Origin of the sequence: Nonomuraea fuscirosea, assembly GCF_035917475.1 — a bacterium.
GTDB lineage: Bacteria > Actinomycetota > Actinomycetes > Streptosporangiales > Streptosporangiaceae > Nonomuraea > Nonomuraea fuscirosea.
Window position 1 is genome coordinate 2101045 of sequence record NZ_CP109074.1, and the last position, 16930, is coordinate 2117974.

Below are 16930 nucleotides of genomic sequence, written 5' to 3' on the forward strand. Positions count from 1 at the left end.
ACCCGTCAACACGGAAAGGCGCTCGATGCCCGGTGCGCGACTCCGGCCGGTGGATCTGGCGCGTGAGCACGGCCTGTCGACACAGGCGGTCCGCAACTACGAGGAAGCGGGCATCCTCCCGCCCGCCGCCCGCACCGAGTACGGCTACCGCACCTACACCCGCCTGCACGCCCGGGCCCTGGGCGCGTTCCTCGCCCTGGTGCCCGCCCACGGACACAGGACCGCCACGTCGATCATGTGCGCCGTGCACCGGGACGCGGAGGACGAGGCGCTGCGACTGATCGACGAGAGCCACACCCAGCTGCTCGACGACCGCCGCACCCTCCGAGCCGTCGAACAGGCCCTGCGTGCCCTCGAACCACCGGACCCCACACCGACCGCCCACCCCACCGGTACGTTCATCGGCCCGCTGGCCGTCCGCCTCGGCATCCGGCCCGCGACCCTGCGCAAGTGGGAACGTGCCGGGCTGGTCACCCCCCGCCGCGACCCGCAGACCGGATACCGCGTCTACTCCGCCGCCGACGTCCGGGACGCGCAGCTCGCGCACCAGCTCAGGAGGGGCGGATACCCGCTGGAACAGATCGCCCTGCTGCTCACCCAGGTCCGCGCGGCGGGCGGCCTCGCGCCCCTGGAAAGCGCGTTGAACGACTGGCACGCCCGCCTGTCGTCCCGCGGCCGCGCGATGCTGCACGCCGCCGCCGAACTACACACCTACCTGATCGCCCGCACCCCGGCAGCCGACCGAAGCGAACCGGAGTAGCGAGGACGGACCAGAGTAGGCCGGGGCGTCAAGGCCAGCCAGCAGCCGAAACAATCGATCGCCCCGGCGCCAAAAGCTGAGGCGCTACGGTTTCATGGTGATCAATGAGGTGGGTTTCCGGCTGGGTACACAGGCTGCGCGGCGGCTGGCGCAGCTCGCCTGTTGTCAGATGGAGGAAGGGCTGACAGACGCCGAATTCACCCGCATCGAGCGCGAGTACGGCTTCGAGTTCGCCGACGACCATCGGGCCTTCCTCGCCGCCGGACTGCCGGTTCACGAACCACGGGAAGAGGAACCAGGCACCTACCATGCGTGGGAAAGGCCGTGGCCGGATTGGCGCAACGGCGATCCCGGCGAACTCCGCCGGCACCTCGATCGGCTGATCGGCTGCCTGCTCCAGGACGTCCAGCATGGGTACTGGCAACCCGCCTGGGGCGAGCGGCCGGATTCCAGCGAAGCGGCCGTGGACCTGGCACGGTCGCAGCTGGACGGCGTGCCGAGAATGGTTCCCGTCTATGGGCACAGGTTCCTGCCCGCAGGACACGGCACCTTCGGCCACCCGGTGCTGTCGATGTGGGGCAGCGACATCATCTACTACGGCGCCGACCTGCTCGACTACATCACCCAAGAGTTCGAAGAACCCAGACCCGAGCACCCCGAGAGCTGGGCCCCTCAAGCTACGGTGCCGTTCTGGCGCGACTTCGTCTGAGCATCTCCGCACCGCACCAGCCGACGAGTACGCGATGCCCTTGCGGCGCGCTGCTGCCCCAGGGGCCTCATCCGGTAGCCGGCTCGCCATCGCGCGCCGGCCGCAGGACGCCGGCGTGCGCGGCGGCGAGCGTGACGCGCACAGCCTGATCCGCGGTCGCCCTGGGAGCTGGAGTCAGGTGAGTGGGAACGTCTCGCTCTCGGTCCAGCGCTCGCCGTCCACACAGACCAGCAGCGTCACGGCCCGGGCTCGGGATGTCAGCGGCAGCTCGCCGTCCAGGGCCGACTCCTCCACCACGTCGGCGCGCCCAAGTGTGAGGTGCGGGATGATCGTGTCGTGTGCCCCGCCGTACGGAGGCGTCTCCGGCCAGCGCGCCACGACCGACTCCGTCAGCCGTACGAACGCCTCGGCGGGTTCCGGCGCCAGGTAGACCACCTCGGGAAAGCGTCCGACCCGGCGAAAGCCGACATCCACAGCGGGATGCTGCTGGAACAGCGCTCGCAACTCAGCCCGTACGGTGTCGTCGATCCGGCTGATGGGCAGGAACGGCACCAGCACCGTCACATGCGCCGGGATGCCGTCCTCACGCTCCCGCCACCGCCCCACCAGCGACTCCGCCTCTGGCACCGTCACCACGAGCGCCGTATCCCCAGCCCGGTACGCCATCACCCGCTCACTGTCACCCGCCGCAGTCCGTCCCCCAGCCCTCGCCCTCTCGCCCGCGCCACGCCGTTCCACCATCGCTCCTCCTCAACTCGCACCCGCATCCGCGCGCCCGTCGCTGTCGCTGTCGCTGTCGCTGTCGCTGTCGCTGTCGCTGTCGCTGTCGCTGTCGCCACCAGCGTCTATCGCATTTCCTCGGCGCTCGTCATCAGGTTCCCGCGCAAGCTCGAACCGCGCGGGTCAGGGACCGCCCGAACTCCATCCAATCCGGATATTTCACGAAAGACGGCATTGGATTCGGACGTGACCTAATAGTGTGCCGGGGGTGCAGAATTCGCTGACTTTCACCAACCTTCTCGACGACGCCGCCCTGATCTCCCTGGAACACCAGCTACACCTGGAAGAAGTCCTCGCCGAGCACAGCTGGCATGTGGACCTCCAGGCGCGGCGTTTCGAGTTCACCGGCGCGCAGCCGCGCACGTGCACCGCCTTCCACCTGCTCGGCAGCGCCGCCCCCGGCCCGGCCTCGTGGTTGTGGGCCTGGGCGAACCCGTCCGGCTTCCCGGCCGAGGTGGCGGCGACGGCCGCGAGGTTGCGCGACTTCGGTCTCCAGCACGGCATCCAGGAGCTGGCCTCGGCGGAGGTCCCGTTCAGCGCGCTGCCGGGTTCGCCCACGGAGCCGCATCTCGTCGCCGGGCTGATGACCGAGGCGGCCAAGGCGGTGACCGGCCTCTGGACCTCGTACAACGGCGACGCGGGCGGCGGCACGCGCGCGGCCTTCCTGGTGGAGCACCCCGACTTCCACCTGCCGCCGATCGATTCGGTCCGCGTCATGCGGGTCATGCAGCAGGCGCTCGCCGGCCTGCGCCTGTCGGACCACCGGCGGGTGGTGTACAGCTACGCCAAACACCGGGGCCTCGGTGTGAAGTTCGACGGTGACCAGGCCACGCTCTCCGGGCCCGGCCTTTCGGCGGTGGTGGACTTCGACGGGCTGGGGCGGATCGCCCACATCAACGCCAATCTGTCGTCCGCGAACGGCGGCTGAGCCCGGGCCCTCCGGCATCGACGCCGTCTGACGCCGGCAAGTCCGGTCCCGGCGGCAGCGCCGCTCTGACACCCCCGGGCAGAAAAGCCGTGGCCGGTGTCAGAGGGCTCGGGTAACTTGCTCCGCATGCCGGCCTACCCTGACAAGCCGCAGCCCGGTGACAGAGTCGCCATCCTGTCACCGGCCGCCGGGCTTCCCGCCATCTTCCCCGCCCCGTACGAGCTGGGCCTGTCCCGCCTGGAGAAGGAGTTCGGGCTGGTCCCGGTCGAATACCCGACCACCCGCGTGCTCGGCGCGTCCCCGGCCGCCCGTGCCGCCGACGTCAACGCGGCCTTCGCCGATCCGTCGATCAAGGCCGTGCTGACCTCCATCGGCGGCGAGGACCAGGTCAAGGTGCTGCGTCACCTCGACCCCGACGTCCTGCGCGCGAACCCGAAGCCGTTCTTCGGCCTCAGCGACAACACCAACCTGTGCAACTACCTGTGGAACCTCGGCGTCGTCTCCTACTACGGCGGCGCGATCATGACCGCCTTCGGCCGCGGCGGCGCGATGGAGGCGCAGACCGCCGAGGCCCTGCGGGCCGCGCTGTTCACGCACGACGAGTACGAACTGCGTCCCGCGCCGGCCTACAGCGACGTCGACCGCGACTGGGGCGACCCGGCGACGCTGGCGAGCGAGCCCGAGCCGTTCCCCGGGGGCGGCTGGCGGTGGCACGGCCCGAGCCGCGCGGTGACCGGCCCTTCGTGGGGCGGCTGCCTGGAGATCGTCGACCTGAACCTGCGCGTCGGCACCCACATCAGGCAGCCCGCCACGTACGACGGCTGCGTGCTGTTCCTGGAGACCTCCGAGGAGCTTCCCGACGCCGCGTACGTCTACCGCGTGCTCATGGCCATGGGCGAGCGCGGCCTGCTCCAGCGCTTCGGCGCCGCCATCGTCGGCCGCCCCAAGGCGTGGTCGCTGGACAACCGGCTCACGCCCGAGCGCAAGGCCGCGTACACCGCCGCCCAGCAGGAGGCCGTGCTCAAGGCGTTCACCGAGTACAACCCGGACATTCCGCTCGTTTTCCAGGTGGACATCGGGCACACGGATCCGCAGCTGGTCATCCCGTACGGCGGCGTCGTCGCCGTCGACGCCCCAGCCGGCCGCATCACCGTGCGTTACTAGCACCGTCACCCGGGAGAACCTGCGAAATGACGATCTTCGGTCCCGCCATCGACGTCCGCCCCCTGTTCCCGCGCGAACGACAGGCCCTGCTCGACCTGCTGCGCGCCCTCGGCCCGGGGGACTGGTCGAAGGAGACGATCTGCCCGGGCTGGGACGTGCACGACATCGCCGGACACGTGCTCAACGACTACCTGCGGCGCCTGTCGGGCAGCCGCGACGGCTACCCGGGCGCCATCTTCGCCGACGACGAGACACTGCCCGCCTACCTCGCGCGCACCAACGGGGAGTTCGTCGCGGCCACCCGCCAGCTCAGCCCGCGGGTGCTGATCGAGCTGCTGGAGCACCTCGGGCCGCGGCTCGACGCCGTCTGGGCGGCGCACGACCTGGAGGCGCCGGCCGGTCTGAACGTGTCCTGGGCGGCCACCGACGTCGACAGTCCCGCGTGGCTCGACATCGGCCGCGAGTACACCGAGTTCTGGGTCCACCAGCAGCAGATCCGCGACGCCGTGGCCATGCCGGGAGCCACCCAGCCGGAGCTCATGGCGCCGGTGCCGTACCTCTTCGCCCGAGCTCTGCCGCACACCCTGCGCACGATCGAGCGGACCGAGGGGACGTCGGCCGAGCTGGAGGTGCTCGGGCCGGCCGGTGGACGGTGGAGCGCGGTACGGCGCGACGGCCGCTGGCGCCTGGCGGAGGCCGCGGGCGAGCCGGCCGCGCGGGTCTCGATGGACCAGGACGTGTTCTGGCGGCTGGCGAGCAGGGGCATCACCGTGGCGGAGGCGCGCGAGCGCTCCACGTCGAGCGGCGACCCCGAGCTCACCGCCGCGATGACGGCACTGCTCGCCGTCATCGCCTGACCTTCGGTCCGCGTCGCGGCCCGTACGAAAGAGATCTGGGAGCCTTCGCCGAGCGCTCCCAGACCTCTGGGCGGTCAGCTGCCGACCGGTTCGGCGCGCAGCCGCGCCGAGTGCTTGACCAGCGCGATCAGCACCTCACGGCTCGACTCGCGCTTCCTCGCGTCACACATGATGATCGGAACGGACGGGTTGAGCTGCAGCGCCAGGCGCACCTCGTCCAGCTCGAACGTCGGCGCCCCCTCGAAGCAGTTGACCGCCACCACGAACGGCGTCCCGCGCCGCTCGAAGTAGTCGACCGACGGGAAGCAGTCGGCCAGCCGCCGGGTGTCGGCCAGGATGACCGCGCCCAGGGAGCCCTCGGCCAGCTCGTCCCACACGAACCAGAAGCGTTCCTGCCCGGGCGTGCCGAACAGGTACAGGACGTAGTCGCTGCCCAGCGTGATGCGGCCGAAGTCCATCGCCACGGTGGTGGTCCGCTTGGCCTCGACGGACGTGAGGTCGTCCACGCCGATGCCGCGGTCGGTCAGCACCTCCTCGGTGCGCAGCGGCCGGGTCTCGGAGACGGCGCCCACCATGGTCGTCTTGCCCGCGCCGAACCCGCCCGCGACCAGGATCTTGATCGCCGTCGGCAGGCGCGGACGCTCAGAGCGAGCGAAGACCATCGAGCACCGCCCTGTACATCTTCATGTCGTGCATGTCCACCTCGGATCGTGGTTCCTGCGCGGAGACGAGTTCACGGTCGAACAGGTCGCCGAGCAGCACCCGGATCGTGCCGGCCGGCAGGTCCAGGTAGGCGGCTATCTCGGCGACGGACTTGGGCTCGCGGCAGAGCTGGATGATCCGCAGGTGCTCCGGATCGAGCCCCGCGTCGGGCCCGGGGGGAGGGCCCACCGCCAGCGCCATGGAGATCAGGTCGAACCTGCCGTGGGCAGGCTGGGTACGGCCGCGCGTGACGACATAGGGCCGGATGATCTCCGGATCCACCCAGTGCTCGTCCGTGGGATCGTCGGCGCCTCTCACCGGTCGCTCCTGGCGATGGCCTCGGCGTTGCGGGCCCCCGAGGTCAGGTATTGGCCCACCCGGGCCACCAGCATCGCCATCTCGTACGCGACCAGCCCGATGTCGGCGTTCTGCGCGCACAGCACGGCCAGGCAGGCCCGCTCGCCCGCGGTGGTCACGATGAGGAACTGGTTCTTCCACTCGACGACCGTCTGCCGCACCTCGCCGCCGGAGATGTGGTCGGAGACTCCCTTGGCCAGGCTCTGCAGCCCGGAGGCCACGGCGGACAGGTGCTCGCCGTCGGTCCGTTGCAGGTCGGCCGAGGAGGCCATGAGCAGCCCGTCCGACGACAGCACGATGGCGTGCTCGGTCTCCTTGATCCGGCCGACCAGGTCGTCGAGCAGCCAGTTGAGGTCGGTTCCCGTCGACGGGGTCATGCTTCACCTCCGGGCTGCTCGTCCATCATCTCGGCCGCGCGGGTGCGGCCGAGACGGGTGCCTGACTGCAGAGATCCCATCATCGCGCGGATCTCCTCCGGCGAGCGCTCGTCATCGTCCTCCTCGAGGTCGGGCTGCGTGGGTGTGTCGTCACGCAGCGCTGGCGCCAGGTTGGCCTGGGGCACGCGCAACGGTAGCCCCGATGGGGTGAACTCGGCCACAGGTTGCTGCTCCGGGTCGGCCGGCTTCTCGGTCGCCGTTTCTGGGGCGGGTGCGGGGGTGCCGGCGGGCGCGGGGGCCGGGGCCGGCTCCGGGTCGGGCACGGGGGTGGGACGCGACACCGGCCGGGGCTCCGGCCTGGTCGAGGGCCTGGTCCCGGGCCCGTTCTCCGGCGTGGCCGCGGGACGCGGGACGGCCGTGGGCCGGCCGGGCTTGAGCGTGCGCACGTTCTCGGCCGAGGCCGGCCGGCTCGCCGCCGCCACCGCCGGCTGCCTGCGCGGCAGCCGGTCGCGCCCTTCGCCGTCGTGCGGCTCGGGCGTGGGGTCGAGCTGGACGAGCTCCTGCGGCAGCAGGACGACGACTGTCGTGCCACCGTACGGGGACGACTTCAGCACGACCTGGATCTCGTGCCGCCTGGCGAGCTGGCTGACCACGTAGAGCCCGAGCCGGGCGGTGCCGGTGATGCGGAACTCGGGCGGGTCCGCGATGCGCTCGTTGGCGGCCTCGAGGTCCTCGGGCTTCATGCCGAGGCCGCGGTCCTCGATCTCGATCACGTACCCGTTGGCCACGAGCTGCCCGCTGACCTGCACGTTCGTGTAAGGAGGCGAGAACGACACGGCGTTCTCGATCAGCTCGGCGAGCAGGTGGATGACGTCACCGACGGCCCGGCCGACGAGCACCACGTCGCCCATCGGCATGAGCGAGACCCGGGTGTAGTCCTCGACCTCGGCCAGCGCGCCGCGGACCACGTCCACCATCGGGACCGAGCGCCGCCACGTACGGGCGGGCGCGGAGCCGGACAGGACGATGAGGTTCTCCGCGTTGCGCCGCATCCGGATGGCGAGGTGGTCGAGCCGGAAGAGCTCCTTCAGCTCCTCGGGGTCGGTCTCGCGGCGCTCCATCACGTCGAGGACGGTCAGCTGGCGGTGCACCAGGCCCTGCGTCCTGCGGGCCAGGCTGAGCAGGATGTCGCGGATGCTGCGGCGCAGCTCGGCCTGCTCGGCGGCGACGCCGATGGCGGTGCGCTGGACCGTGTTGAACGCCTGGCCCACCTGGCCGATCTCGTCGTCACCGAAGTCGAGCGCGGGCGCCTCCTTGGCGACGTCGACCTCCTCGCCCTGGCCGATGCGCTCGACGATGCCGGGCAGGCGGTCGTCGGACAGCTCGTGGGCGGCGTCGCGCAGCTTCTGCAGCTGGGCGAACAGGGAGCGGGCCGTGGTGATGGAGAGCATGATCGAGGCGATGACCGCGAGCAGGCCGAGGCCGCCGGCCAGGACCAGCCGGACGATCACGTTGACGGCGACCGGCACCGTCCGGTCGACCACGCGGTCACCGGCGTCGAGCACCATCGTGTTGAAGTCGGTCAGGAAGCGCTCGGTGGCCGACCTCCACTCCGCGGCGGTGAACGGCAGGCTCAGGGCGCTCTGGTCGTAGGCCATGACCCGCTTCTCCAGGCCCTGCAGCCGGACGGCGGACTGCCCCTTGATCAGCTTGTCGTAGGCGGCCCGGTCGAAGTCGGGCAGGTCGGTCGCGGCCTGTTCGGCGGTGATCCGCCAGGAGCCCACCGCCTGGGAGAAGCCGGCCAGGGTGTCGGGGGTCAGCCGCCCGTCGGCGAGCGCGCCGGCCAGCAGCGCGTCCTCCCTGGTCAGCAGCTCTCTGGCGCGGCTAAGGGCGAGCAGCGAGCGGACGTCCTTGGCCAGTTCCTTGTCGTCGAGCGTCGCCAGCGAGCCGTAGAGGCCGTAGATGGGGTCGATGACGTCGGCGTAGGCGTCGGACGTGCGCGTCTGGTCGAACCGGCCGGCGTCGATGCCCTTGCGGACGTCCTTCAGTGATTCCAGCCGCTTGAGCATCTCGGCGAGCCGCTCGTCGCCCTGGTCGTCCAGAGCCAGGTCCACCACGCTGGAAGCTGCCGACTCGCGGAAGGCCGCGTGGAAACGGTCGGTCTGCTTACGCTGAGTTTCCAGTTCTTTGCGAGATTGGGCGGTCTTCTCGCTCAGTCTCACCATCGAAATCCGGCGCTCTTTTTGCAGCGCGAAGAGCAATGGGTCGCTCGGGGCCGACACAGCGCTGTCGAGTTGGGAGACCCAGAGGAGGTTGACTCCCTCACGGAGGGTGACCCACGCGGCGAAGACCCACAAGGCCGCCAGGGAGAGCAGCATGGCCGTGATCTTGGTCCGCAGCCGCGTCTTGCGGAAGCGCATTATATCCACCCGGTGAAAGTCACATGTTGTACGCCAGTCACCTGACGTGCGGTGACGGTGGCCATCATATCGATCAAGGGACTCTAGCGCACCGGCAAAGCGCCTCTCAAGCAACAGTAATCACACTTGTCCGGCTATTGACACAATATAGTCAAATTCCCCCCAAAATGGGTCAGAAACGATATTGTCGGCAAGTGACCGACGCTGCCTCCGTTTATTTCCGCATCCACAATGACCTCGCTGACCAGCTCCTTCGGCAGTCACATCAACTGGCCGGCGTGCCACCGGAGGACCGTGGCGGCATCCTGCGAACAGCGCTCGACTCGGCCCCTGACGTGGCCCGCCTGCTGAGCCCGTACACCGTCCTTTTCGCAGACGGAGACAGCGCCGGCAGCCGGCTGGCCTTCAGCTGCCTGTCGGCCGCGGCCACGTTCCCGGGGGCGCGGCGCGAGCAGACGGCCGACCTCGGCGCCCTGAGCACGATCCTGTTCGGCGTCGACGACATCACCGACAACGTCGCGGGGGAGTGGACCGACCGGGACGTCACGGCCCTTTTCCGGCGGCTGTCCTCCGTCCTGGCCGGTGAGCGGATCGAGGCGGGGCCGGGGACCCGGCCCATGGATCAGGCCCTGCACGCCTGGCAGACGTGGTGCGACCGCTTCCGCGGGTACGGCGCCGCCGCCGCGTACGCGCCGCTCCTGGCGGAGCAGCTGGAGCTCACCGGCGCCGCCATGGCGCAGGAACGCGTCTGGGCGACCGGCGGCGAGCCGTGGCCCACCTATGAGGAGTACCTGCCCAACGCCACCGTCACGTTCCTCTACCACACGTGGTGGCTGGCGGCGCTCGGGATCTGCGGCCCGAGCCCCGCGGACGCCGCCGTCTGGGAGTCCGTCGGGCAGGTCACCGAGCTCGGGGCCGCCTGCCTGCGGCTGGCCAACGACGTCAGGACGTTCCAGCGGGAGCGGAGCGAGGGCAAGCCGAACGCGGTCCTCATCCTCGAACGCGCGGGCCTGCGTACCGAGGCGGCCGTCGAGCAGGTGTCGGCGCACATCCGCGAGCTCAACGCGGACTTCACCCGGGCGCTCACCGGCCTGCCCGCCGGCCTGGAGTGGGTCGCCGACGGGCAGCGCAGGTGCGTGTTCTTCAGCGGCGGCTGGTACATGGCCAGGGACACGCACGCGTACACCGTCCGTGACCTCGCCGCGGATGCGGACGCTCATCGCGGCTGAACCGCCCGTGCCCGCCGGACGAGGTACGACGACGCGATCACCGCGGCGCGGGCCACGGCGGTGGGCACGTACAGGTCCTTGTCGTGCCAGAGCGGCGGATGGTCGCCGCCGGCCCGGCCGGCCACGTGCGCGTGACCCCGCTCCGCCGCCTCCAGCCGCCGCGGGTCGTCGTGTCCCGTGGTCAGCAGCAGGATCTGGATCGCGTACGCGGTCTCCTCCGCCGTGCCCTCCCAGCGGCCCCACGAGCCGTCCTGCCGCTGGGTCCGCAGCGTCCACTCGGCCGCCGCGCGCACCGCGTCCCGCGCGGATTCCCCGCCGAAGGCGTCCAGCGCCAGCGCGCAGCTCACGGTGGCGTAGTACGGGGAGGCGTGCCACCGGTCCGTCCAGCTCCCGTCCGGCTGCTGACGGTCGCGGATCCATCCGGCCAGCTCGGCGACGGCCTCGTCGTAACGCGGCGCGGCGGCGGGCACGCGGCGGACGTACTCGCCGAAGGCGTCCAGGATGTGCGCGTTCACACTGACCGAGACGCCCTGCTCGCCGGGCCAGGTGGAGAAGTGCGTGCCGGCGCGGAACCCCCACAGGCTGTCCGGCTCGTACGGCGCGTCCAGCAGCGCCAGCGCGTACAGCGCCACGGACGTCGTGTCGGCGTCTGCGGGCAGCCCGGGACCGGCGGGCGTGCCGGCCGGGCCGATCGCCGTCCTGATGTCGGCCACCATCTCCGGCGGCACCTCGATGTCCACGCCCGCGCGCAGCAGCCAGCTCAGCACCCAGCCGCGCTCGAACACGGTGATGGGCAGCCCCACGGGAACGGGCCCTCCGTACAGCCGGACCACCGCCTCCAGGTGCCCGCGGGCCGGATCATGCGCGTCGCGTTCCCCGCGTTCCCCGTGTTCACCCAGCCAGGCGGCGGTCGCCGCGGGCGAGGCGCCGACGCTGCCGATCGGCGTGGGCCGGATGCCGGGCGCTCCGGCGGCGGCGTCGGAGGCGATCTCCAGGGCGTGCAGCAGCTTCTCCGGCACCTCCATGCCGGACCTGACCCGCGACCTGACGATGTGGAGGGCGTCATAGCTCATGGCCGCGGGCAGCGGGATCGGCGCCTGACCGGGTAAGTCCTCGACGCGCTGGTTGATCCGGGCCACCAACGAGGGGACGATGTGCTCGATCGCCGGCATGTCGGGCAGGTCGAGCGGGCCGCTCAGCCAGGTGGTGAGCACCCGAAGGCCGCGTTCCGCCGCGCCGGCCAGTCTCGCGCGATCGGTGTCCGGGTCTCCGCGCGTCAGCGCCGCCAGGATGCCCTCGGTGGCGCTCAGGGTCGGCACGACGCCGTAGCCGTCGGGCGCGCCCCAGGCGCCGTCCTGCCGTTGCGTGCGGATCAGGTAGTCGATGCGTTCCCGGTGCCCGGTCAGCCAGGGGGCCAGGGACACGAGCCGGCCGGTCTCGTAGACCGAGGTCGAGACCTGGCCCCACGGCCGCAGCATGAGGCTCGTGACCAGTTCGCCCGCTTCCGCGGTGATGTCCGTTCCCGCGGTGGTGTCCGCGGCTTCGCCGATGCTCACGCGGCACGCGTCCGTCCGGCCGGGTGCAGCTGGAGGAACAGCTTCTGTTTGGGTCTCAGGGTGGCTCCCCCGGGTACGGGCTTCAGTTGCTGCGGGTTGGCCACGACCGGCCGGAACCTGCTCATCACGTTCGCGATCACCAGGGACGCCTCGATGTAGAACAGGTGCTGGCCGAGGCAGACGTGCGGGCCCACGCCGAACGGCACGAACGCGTAGCGGTGCGCCAGCGCGGCCTTCTCGTCGGCCCACCGCTCCGGGTCGAACTCCAGCGGCCGGGGCCAGAACTCCTCCAGCCGGTGGGTCGTGTACGGGCTGATCAGCACCTGCGAGCCCGCCTTGATCGGCACGCCGCCGATCTCCGTGTCCGCCACCGTCTGGCGCGGGACGACCCAGGCGTTCGGATAGACCCGCAGCAGTTCCTGGAGCACCATGCGGAGGTAGGGCATCCGGGCGACGTGCGAAGGACGTACCGGATCGCCGCCCACCACCCGGTCGACCTCCTCCTGCAGCCGGTCGCGCACGCCGGGGTGGTCGTGCAGCACCTGCCACAGCCAGATGAGCGACATGGCCGTGGTCTCGGAGGCGGCGCCGTAGATGTTCACCAGGTCGTCGCGCACCTGCCGCAGGTCCGCCTCGCCCTCCTTCTCCAGCCTGGCCGCGAGCAGCGCCGAGACGACCTCCTTGCTCCGGGCCTTCTCGTGCCGCGCCTGCTCGATGAGGGGGTAGACGATCTCGTCGATCTTCTTCGCCGACCGCAGGAAGGCGCGGTCGCCGGGAACTCTGATCGAGTACGGGGCGAAGGGGAGCAGCATGCGGAAGCCGATCGAGGTCGCGCACGTGGCGAACTCGGGCGCCAGCCGTTCCGCGGTGTCACGGGAGATCCGGCCGCCGAACAGCACCTTGATCACGGTCTCGTTGACGATCGAGGTCATCTGGTGCTCAAGGTCGATCGGTCGCCCCGTACGCGAGAAGTCGTCCAGCTCGGAGATGCGCGCGGCGATGGTGTCGGCCATGTCCTCGGCCAGCGAGGCGGTGTAGCGGGCGGTGAAGAGCGGCTGGAGGATCTTCCTCGCGGACGCCCAGCTCTCGCCCTCGCCGAGGATGCTGTGCCCGATCAGGCGCTGCAGCGGCCGCCAGAACACACCCGCGCGGACGAAGTTGGTCCAGTCCGTCTTGAGCACCTGCTGCACGTGGTCGGGATGCGAGATGAGGTACGGGCGGAACGGCCCGAGGTGGAGCCGGACGACCCGCCCGGCGGCGTCGGTGCCCATCCTGGCCAGCTCGGTGACCGGGTCGCTCACGAGTCTGGGTATGGCGTGGTGGGTGGGAACGACATGAGGTCTGGTGGTGCGGGTTCCCTTGGCGTGCGGCATGACAGTGATCCCCGATCCGGATGCGATGGCACACGAGAGCCGAGCGGCGTCGGCGTCCGTGCTGCCTGCGTGTCTGATGGGTGAGAGGCGGCGTGTGATCAGATGGGAGGAAGTGCGAGTCGCGGGGCGGCTCGAGTGGCTGTGGCCGGCTCAGCGGGCGCCTTTGCGGACGCCCTGATCGCAGGAGCCCCGAACGCCACTTGTGATCCCTCCATCGCTTACGGTGCCCGTCTCACATCACGGACATCTCCTGACAAAAGTCAACCGTCTGGTGGAGTATCACATGCTTGTGCATGTAGATTCAAGATCGTACCCGGGGTAGGAGCGCCAGTTGAATCTCAGCCATCCGTTGAGCGGGGCCACTTTGGCCCGCTTTCGAGGCCTCCTCGACCCGGCCCTCAGGGACGCCGTCTCGGTGCTCGACCCCTGGGGGGAGCGCATGGCCGTGTTCGCTTTGGGCTGGTCCGACACGGACGGCGGCCCGCACAGCGGCGCCGGCGTCGGCGGGGGCTTTGGGGGCGTCGGCGGTGGCGCCGATAGAGCAACCGGTGGGGGAACAACGGACAGAGGAGCCGGTAGCGGAACCGACGGGATATCCAGGGGTGACGGCGGCAAGGGGGTGCGGCCCGCCCTCGCCCTGCTGAGCGCCGAGGCCGTCGGCGCTCCCGCCGAGTCAGCGCTGCCCGGCGCGGTGGCGGTGGAGCTGGTGCACGCCTTCTCCCTGGCGCACGACGACATCATCGACCGCGACGAGCTGCGCAGGCACCGCGCCGCCCTGTGGAAGGCGTACGGCGTGGGCCCGGCGCTGCTCACCGGTGACGCGCTGCTGGCCCTGGCCGTCAGCCAGCTGGCCGGCCGGCCGGAGGCGATGCCGTACCTGTCCGCCGCCCTGATCGAGCTGGTCCAGGGGCAGAGCGCCGACATGGCGTTCGAGAACCGCCCGTGGAAGGGGCCGGGCGAGGTCGGCATCGACGAGTACGCCGAGATGGCCGCGGGCAAGACCGGCAGCCTGCTGGGCGCGGCGGCCGCCGCCGGCGTCGCCCTCGGTGGGGCGCCGGAACTGGCCGACCCCATGTGGGCCATGGGCCGCGACCTCGGGGTGGCCTTCCAGATCGTGGACGACATGCTCGGCATCTGGGGCGACCCACGCGTGACGGGCAAACCCATTTACAGCGACCTGCGGCACGAGAAGAAGACGCTCCCCGTCCTGGCCGCCCTCGCCGACGGCGGTTCCGCCGCCCGCGAACTGTCCGCCCTCCTGGCGGCCGGAACGACGGACGAGGAGTCCGTACGACACGCCGCCCACCTCGTGGAGGAGGCAGGAGGCCGGGAGAAGTCCCAGGCCCTGGCCGACCGGTACGTGGAAACCGCGCTGAGCGTCATCGACGAACACCTCCCGGCCGCCACCGAACTCCGCGCACTGTGCAACTCCCTGGTCCACCGCGTCAACTGACACCCGGTCCCAGTCCCCGTCCGGGTCCGGCCGGAAGGGTGCCACGTTCACCAGGGACAGGCCGTCGGCGACGACCGCGCTGACCAGGTATCCACATCAGCGGGGGCGCTTCGAGTCTCTCCAGCAGGGTGTGCGGATAATGGCGGGATGAGATCACTGGGCACTACCGGTCTGTCCGTTTTCCCGATATCGCTCGGCACCAATGTCTTCGGCTGGACCGCCGACAAGGAGACCTCGTTCGCCGTCCTCGACGCCTACGTCGAAGGTGGCGGCAACTTCCTCGACACGGCGGACGTCTACCCGTACTGGGCGACGGGGGAGTCCACCTCCGAGACGATCATCGGTGAGTGGCTGGCCGCGCGCCGCAACCGCGACTCCATCGTGCTGGCCACCAAGGTCGGCATGTTGGAGGGGCACAAGGGGCTGGCGCCGGCCACGATCAGAACGGCGGTCGAGGACTCGCTGCGGCGGCTGCGTACCGACTACATCGACCTCTACTGGGCGCACGTGGACGACCGTGACACGCCGCTGGTGGAGACGCTGTCCACGTTCGACACGCTGATCCGTGAGGGCAAGGTGCGCTACGTGGGCGCCTCCAACTACGACGCGCCACGGCTGGCCGAGGCCCTCAAGACCTCCGACGAGGAGGGGCTGGCCCGCTATGTGGCGTTGCAGCAGCCGTACAACCTGGTCGAACGCGCCTACGAGGGCGACCTGCGTGAGGTCGTGACCGCCGAGGGCCTGGCCAGCACGCCGTACTCCGGGCTGGCCCGCGGCTTCCTGACCGGCAAGTACACGCCGGGCGCGGACGTGGACAGCCCGCGAGCGGGAGCGGCGGCCCGCTACCTGGAGACCGAGCACGGCCCCAGGACGCTGCAGGCCCTCACCCGGGTCGCGCAGGAACGCGGGGCCGCGCCGGCCTCGGTGGCACTGGCCTGGCTCGCCGCCCAGCCGACGATCACGACACCGCTCGCGAGCGCACGCAACGTGGAGCAGTTGCGACCACTGATGGAGGCGGCGGCACAGACGCTGAGCGAAGAGGAACTCACCCTCCTCGACGAGGCCTCCCGCCCCTGACACTCGCCTCGGCCGCGGGCGAACGCCTGCCGCCACCATCTGGAGCGTTGAGAACGTGGACGAACCGGTGTCACCAGCGTTGATGAGCCAGGCCGGCGGCCGTGAAGGTCAGGCGGTGGCGAGGCTGTGTCGGCGGCACCACTCGTCGACGCTGCCTGCCTCGCGCTCGGTGATCCGCGTCCAGTGCGCGTCGGCCGCGATCGCCTCCTGCACCGAGCTGTGGGAGGCGAACACCGCCGTGAGGCCGGTGATCTTGAAGATGCGGGAGATGCGGTCCGTGGTCATGACGAGCGACAGCGACCCGTCGTGCGTACGCAGCCGCTTGAGGCCGCCGACGAGAACCCCGAGGCCGGTCGAGTCGAGGAACTCCACCGCGCTGAGATCGGCGACGAGGTGCACGATGCCCTTACCCGCCAGGTCCACCACCTGCTCGCGCAGCTTGGGAGCAGTGAACACGTCGACCTCGCCGGCGATCTTGAGCACGGCGCAGTCGCCGACCGGTCCGACCACCTCGATGACGATGTCCTGCATGTCTCGCCTCACCATCAGTCGTGTCATTGACTACATTGACGGGGAACTCTGTAGATTTACAGTACTGTCGCGAGCACCCTTCCGTCAATGACCGGCTGTCGGTGTCATCGTGCAGAATGACAGACAGGCGTGAAGGGACGAGGGGATGCGGGTAGAAGAGGCGATCGGGCGGCAGCTCGCACGGCTGCGGGCGGAGCGCCGGATGTCGCTGACCGAGCTGGGGGAGGCGCTGGGCCGTTACCTGGACAGACCGTGGAGCCGCCAGGCCGTTCACCAGGCCGAGCGTGGGCAACGGGCCTTCACGGCGGCCGAGCTGACCGCCCTCGCCCTGGTCCTCGACACCTCGGTCCAGGTGCTGTTCCGCGCCGAGGACGACGGCATCGAACTGCCCGGCGGCGCCGTCTCCCGTGAGGACTATCGGGGGATCCTGCTGAGCAGAGAGCCGGACATGCCGCTCGACGGGGTGGAGGAGCTGATCATCGCCCTGCATGACATCGGCGAAGTCCTCTCCCGCCCAGCCCTGGCCCGCCTCGCCCGAATCGGCCGCGTAGCCGACCAGGTAGCCGGCCCAGAACACTAACCCGCCGCCTGGCCGGATAACCCGGTCCGGGCGGATAACCCGGTCCTGCTTTGGTGTCTGGTCTGGCGTGGTGTCTC

At 70.6% G+C, this 16930-nt stretch carries 16 protein-coding genes and 1 pseudogene; 9 read left to right on the forward strand and 8 right to left on the reverse strand.

All coding sequences use genetic code 11. The annotated features are described in order from the left end of the window. The first annotated feature begins 25 nt into the window (after positions 1-25). Positions 26-760, forward strand: coding sequence for a TioE family transcriptional regulator (locus OIE67_RS09365; RefSeq protein WP_326638619.1), 735 nt, complete (start codon positions 26-28; stop codon positions 758-760). A gap of 94 nt (positions 761-854) precedes the next feature. Continuing rightward, positions 855-1469, forward strand: a complete 615-nt coding sequence (locus OIE67_RS09370; protein WP_326638621.1) for a hypothetical protein — start codon at positions 855-857, stop codon at positions 1467-1469. A gap of 174 nt (positions 1470-1643) precedes the next feature. Here OIE67_RS09370 and OIE67_RS09375 read toward each other — a convergent pair whose 3' ends face one another. Next, on the reverse strand, positions 1644-2102 hold the full coding sequence (locus tag OIE67_RS09375; protein WP_326638623.1) for a 2'-5' RNA ligase family protein: 459 nt from the start codon (positions 2100-2102) through the stop codon (positions 1644-1646). Between the two features lie 355 nt (positions 2103-2457). Here OIE67_RS09375 and OIE67_RS09380 point away from each other — a divergent pair, with 355 nt between their 5' ends. The 3 genes from OIE67_RS09380 to OIE67_RS09390 all read left to right on the forward strand — a co-directional run bounded on the left by OIE67_RS09380 (position 2458) and on the right by OIE67_RS09390 (position 5198). Then, entirely contained in the window at positions 2458-3177 is a 720-nt protein-coding gene (locus OIE67_RS09380) for a DUF6882 domain-containing protein (protein ID WP_326638625.1), read from the forward strand. 126 nt (positions 3178-3303) lie between these two features. Then, complete coding sequence (locus OIE67_RS09385) at positions 3304-4341, forward strand: S66 family peptidase (protein ID WP_326638627.1); 1038 nt, start codon at positions 3304-3306, stop codon at positions 4339-4341. A 26-nt stretch (positions 4342-4367) separates the two neighbouring features. After that, a complete protein-coding gene (locus OIE67_RS09390) occupies positions 4368-5198 on the forward strand; it encodes a maleylpyruvate isomerase family mycothiol-dependent enzyme (RefSeq protein WP_326638629.1) in 831 nt (276 codons plus the stop codon). A gap of 74 nt (positions 5199-5272) precedes the next feature. On the opposite strand, the gene OIE67_RS09395 is transcribed toward OIE67_RS09390, so the two are convergent. From OIE67_RS09395 to OIE67_RS09410, 4 genes are read right to left on the reverse strand one after another with little or no spacing between them, the layout of a single operon-like run. Next, positions 5273-5860 (reverse strand): GTP-binding protein, encoded by a 588-nt coding sequence (locus OIE67_RS09395; RefSeq protein ID WP_106234599.1) that lies wholly within the window; start codon positions 5858-5860, stop codon positions 5273-5275. Then, positions 5841-6218: a DUF742 domain-containing protein gene (locus OIE67_RS09400; RefSeq protein WP_326638632.1), complete on the reverse strand. Its 378-nt coding sequence runs from the start codon at positions 6216-6218 to the stop codon at positions 5841-5843. Before OIE67_RS09400 ends, OIE67_RS09395 begins: the two co-directional genes overlap by 20 nt. Continuing rightward, entirely contained in the window at positions 6215-6634 is a 420-nt protein-coding gene (locus tag OIE67_RS09405) for a roadblock/LC7 domain-containing protein (protein WP_326638634.1), read from the reverse strand. The genes OIE67_RS09400 and OIE67_RS09405 overlap by 4 nt, the downstream gene beginning before the upstream one ends. Then, positions 6631-9054, reverse strand: coding sequence for a sensor histidine kinase (locus OIE67_RS09410; RefSeq protein WP_326638636.1), 2424 nt, complete (start codon positions 9052-9054; stop codon positions 6631-6633). The genes OIE67_RS09405 and OIE67_RS09410 overlap by 4 nt, the downstream gene beginning before the upstream one ends. A gap of 278 nt (positions 9055-9332) precedes the next feature. Between OIE67_RS09410 and OIE67_RS09415 the strand changes: the two genes are divergently transcribed. Further along, positions 9333-10283: a terpene synthase family protein gene (locus OIE67_RS09415; RefSeq protein WP_326638639.1), complete on the forward strand. Its 951-nt coding sequence runs from the start codon at positions 9333-9335 to the stop codon at positions 10281-10283. On the opposite strand, the gene OIE67_RS09420 is transcribed toward OIE67_RS09415, so the two are convergent. Then, a complete protein-coding gene (locus tag OIE67_RS09420; RefSeq protein ID WP_326638641.1) occupies positions 10271-11839 on the reverse strand; it encodes a prenyltransferase/squalene oxidase repeat-containing protein in 1569 nt (522 codons plus the stop codon). The genes OIE67_RS09415 and OIE67_RS09420 overlap by 13 nt on opposite strands. Beyond that, on the reverse strand, positions 11836-13140 hold the full coding sequence (locus OIE67_RS09425; RefSeq protein WP_326638643.1) for a cytochrome P450: 1305 nt from the start codon (positions 13138-13140) through the stop codon (positions 11836-11838). The genes OIE67_RS09420 and OIE67_RS09425 overlap by 4 nt, the downstream gene beginning before the upstream one ends. 511 nt (positions 13141-13651) lie before the next feature. Between OIE67_RS09425 and OIE67_RS09430 the strand changes: the two genes are divergently transcribed. Both OIE67_RS09430 and OIE67_RS09435 read left to right on the forward strand, forming a co-directional pair. Continuing rightward, a complete protein-coding gene (locus OIE67_RS09430) occupies positions 13652-14665 on the forward strand; it encodes a polyprenyl synthetase family protein (RefSeq protein ID WP_326645283.1) in 1014 nt (337 codons plus the stop codon). 147 nt (positions 14666-14812) lie between these two features. Next, a complete protein-coding gene (locus tag OIE67_RS09435; protein ID WP_326638645.1) occupies positions 14813-15742 on the forward strand; it encodes an aldo/keto reductase in 930 nt (309 codons plus the stop codon). 198 nt (positions 15743-15940) lie between these two features. Here the strand turns inward: OIE67_RS09435 and OIE67_RS09440 are convergent. Continuing rightward, positions 15941-16273: pseudogene (locus OIE67_RS09440) on the reverse strand (STAS domain-containing protein); the annotation flags it as partial. A gap of 145 nt (positions 16274-16418) precedes the next feature. Here OIE67_RS09440 and OIE67_RS09445 point away from each other — a divergent pair. Beyond that, positions 16419-16853 carry a helix-turn-helix domain-containing protein gene (locus tag OIE67_RS09445; protein ID WP_106234611.1) on the forward strand — a complete coding sequence of 145 codons (435 nt, stop codon included), beginning with the start codon at positions 16419-16421 and terminating at the stop codon, positions 16851-16853. Positions 16854-16930 lie beyond the last annotated feature (77 nt).

Coding starts and splice junctions, on each gene's coding strand:
- OIE67_RS09395 (WP_106234599.1), bottom strand. CDS start 5,860: ATGGTCTTCGCTCGCTCTGAGCGTCCGCGCCTGCCGACGGCGATCAAG.
- OIE67_RS09370 (WP_326638621.1), top strand. CDS start 855: ATGGTGATCAATGAGGTGGGTTTCCGGCTGGGTACACAGGCTGCGCGG.
- OIE67_RS09390 (WP_326638629.1), top strand. CDS start 4,368: ATGACGATCTTCGGTCCCGCCATCGACGTCCGCCCCCTGTTCCCGCGC.
- OIE67_RS09385 (WP_326638627.1), top strand. CDS start 3,304: ATGCCGGCCTACCCTGACAAGCCGCAGCCCGGTGACAGAGTCGCCATC.
- OIE67_RS09435 (WP_326638645.1), top strand. CDS start 14,813: ATGAGATCACTGGGCACTACCGGTCTGTCCGTTTTCCCGATATCGCTC.
- OIE67_RS09410 (WP_326638636.1), bottom strand. CDS start 9,054: ATGCGCTTCCGCAAGACGCGGCTGCGGACCAAGATCACGGCCATGCTG.
- OIE67_RS09365 (WP_326638619.1), top strand. CDS start 26: ATGCCCGGTGCGCGACTCCGGCCGGTGGATCTGGCGCGTGAGCACGGC.
- OIE67_RS09405 (WP_326638634.1), bottom strand. CDS start 6,634: ATGACCCCGTCGACGGGAACCGACCTCAACTGGCTGCTCGACGACCTG.
- OIE67_RS09430 (WP_326645283.1), top strand. CDS start 13,652: ATGGCCGTGTTCGCTTTGGGCTGGTCCGACACGGACGGCGGCCCGCAC.
- OIE67_RS09445 (WP_106234611.1), top strand. CDS start 16,419: ATGCGGGTAGAAGAGGCGATCGGGCGGCAGCTCGCACGGCTGCGGGCG.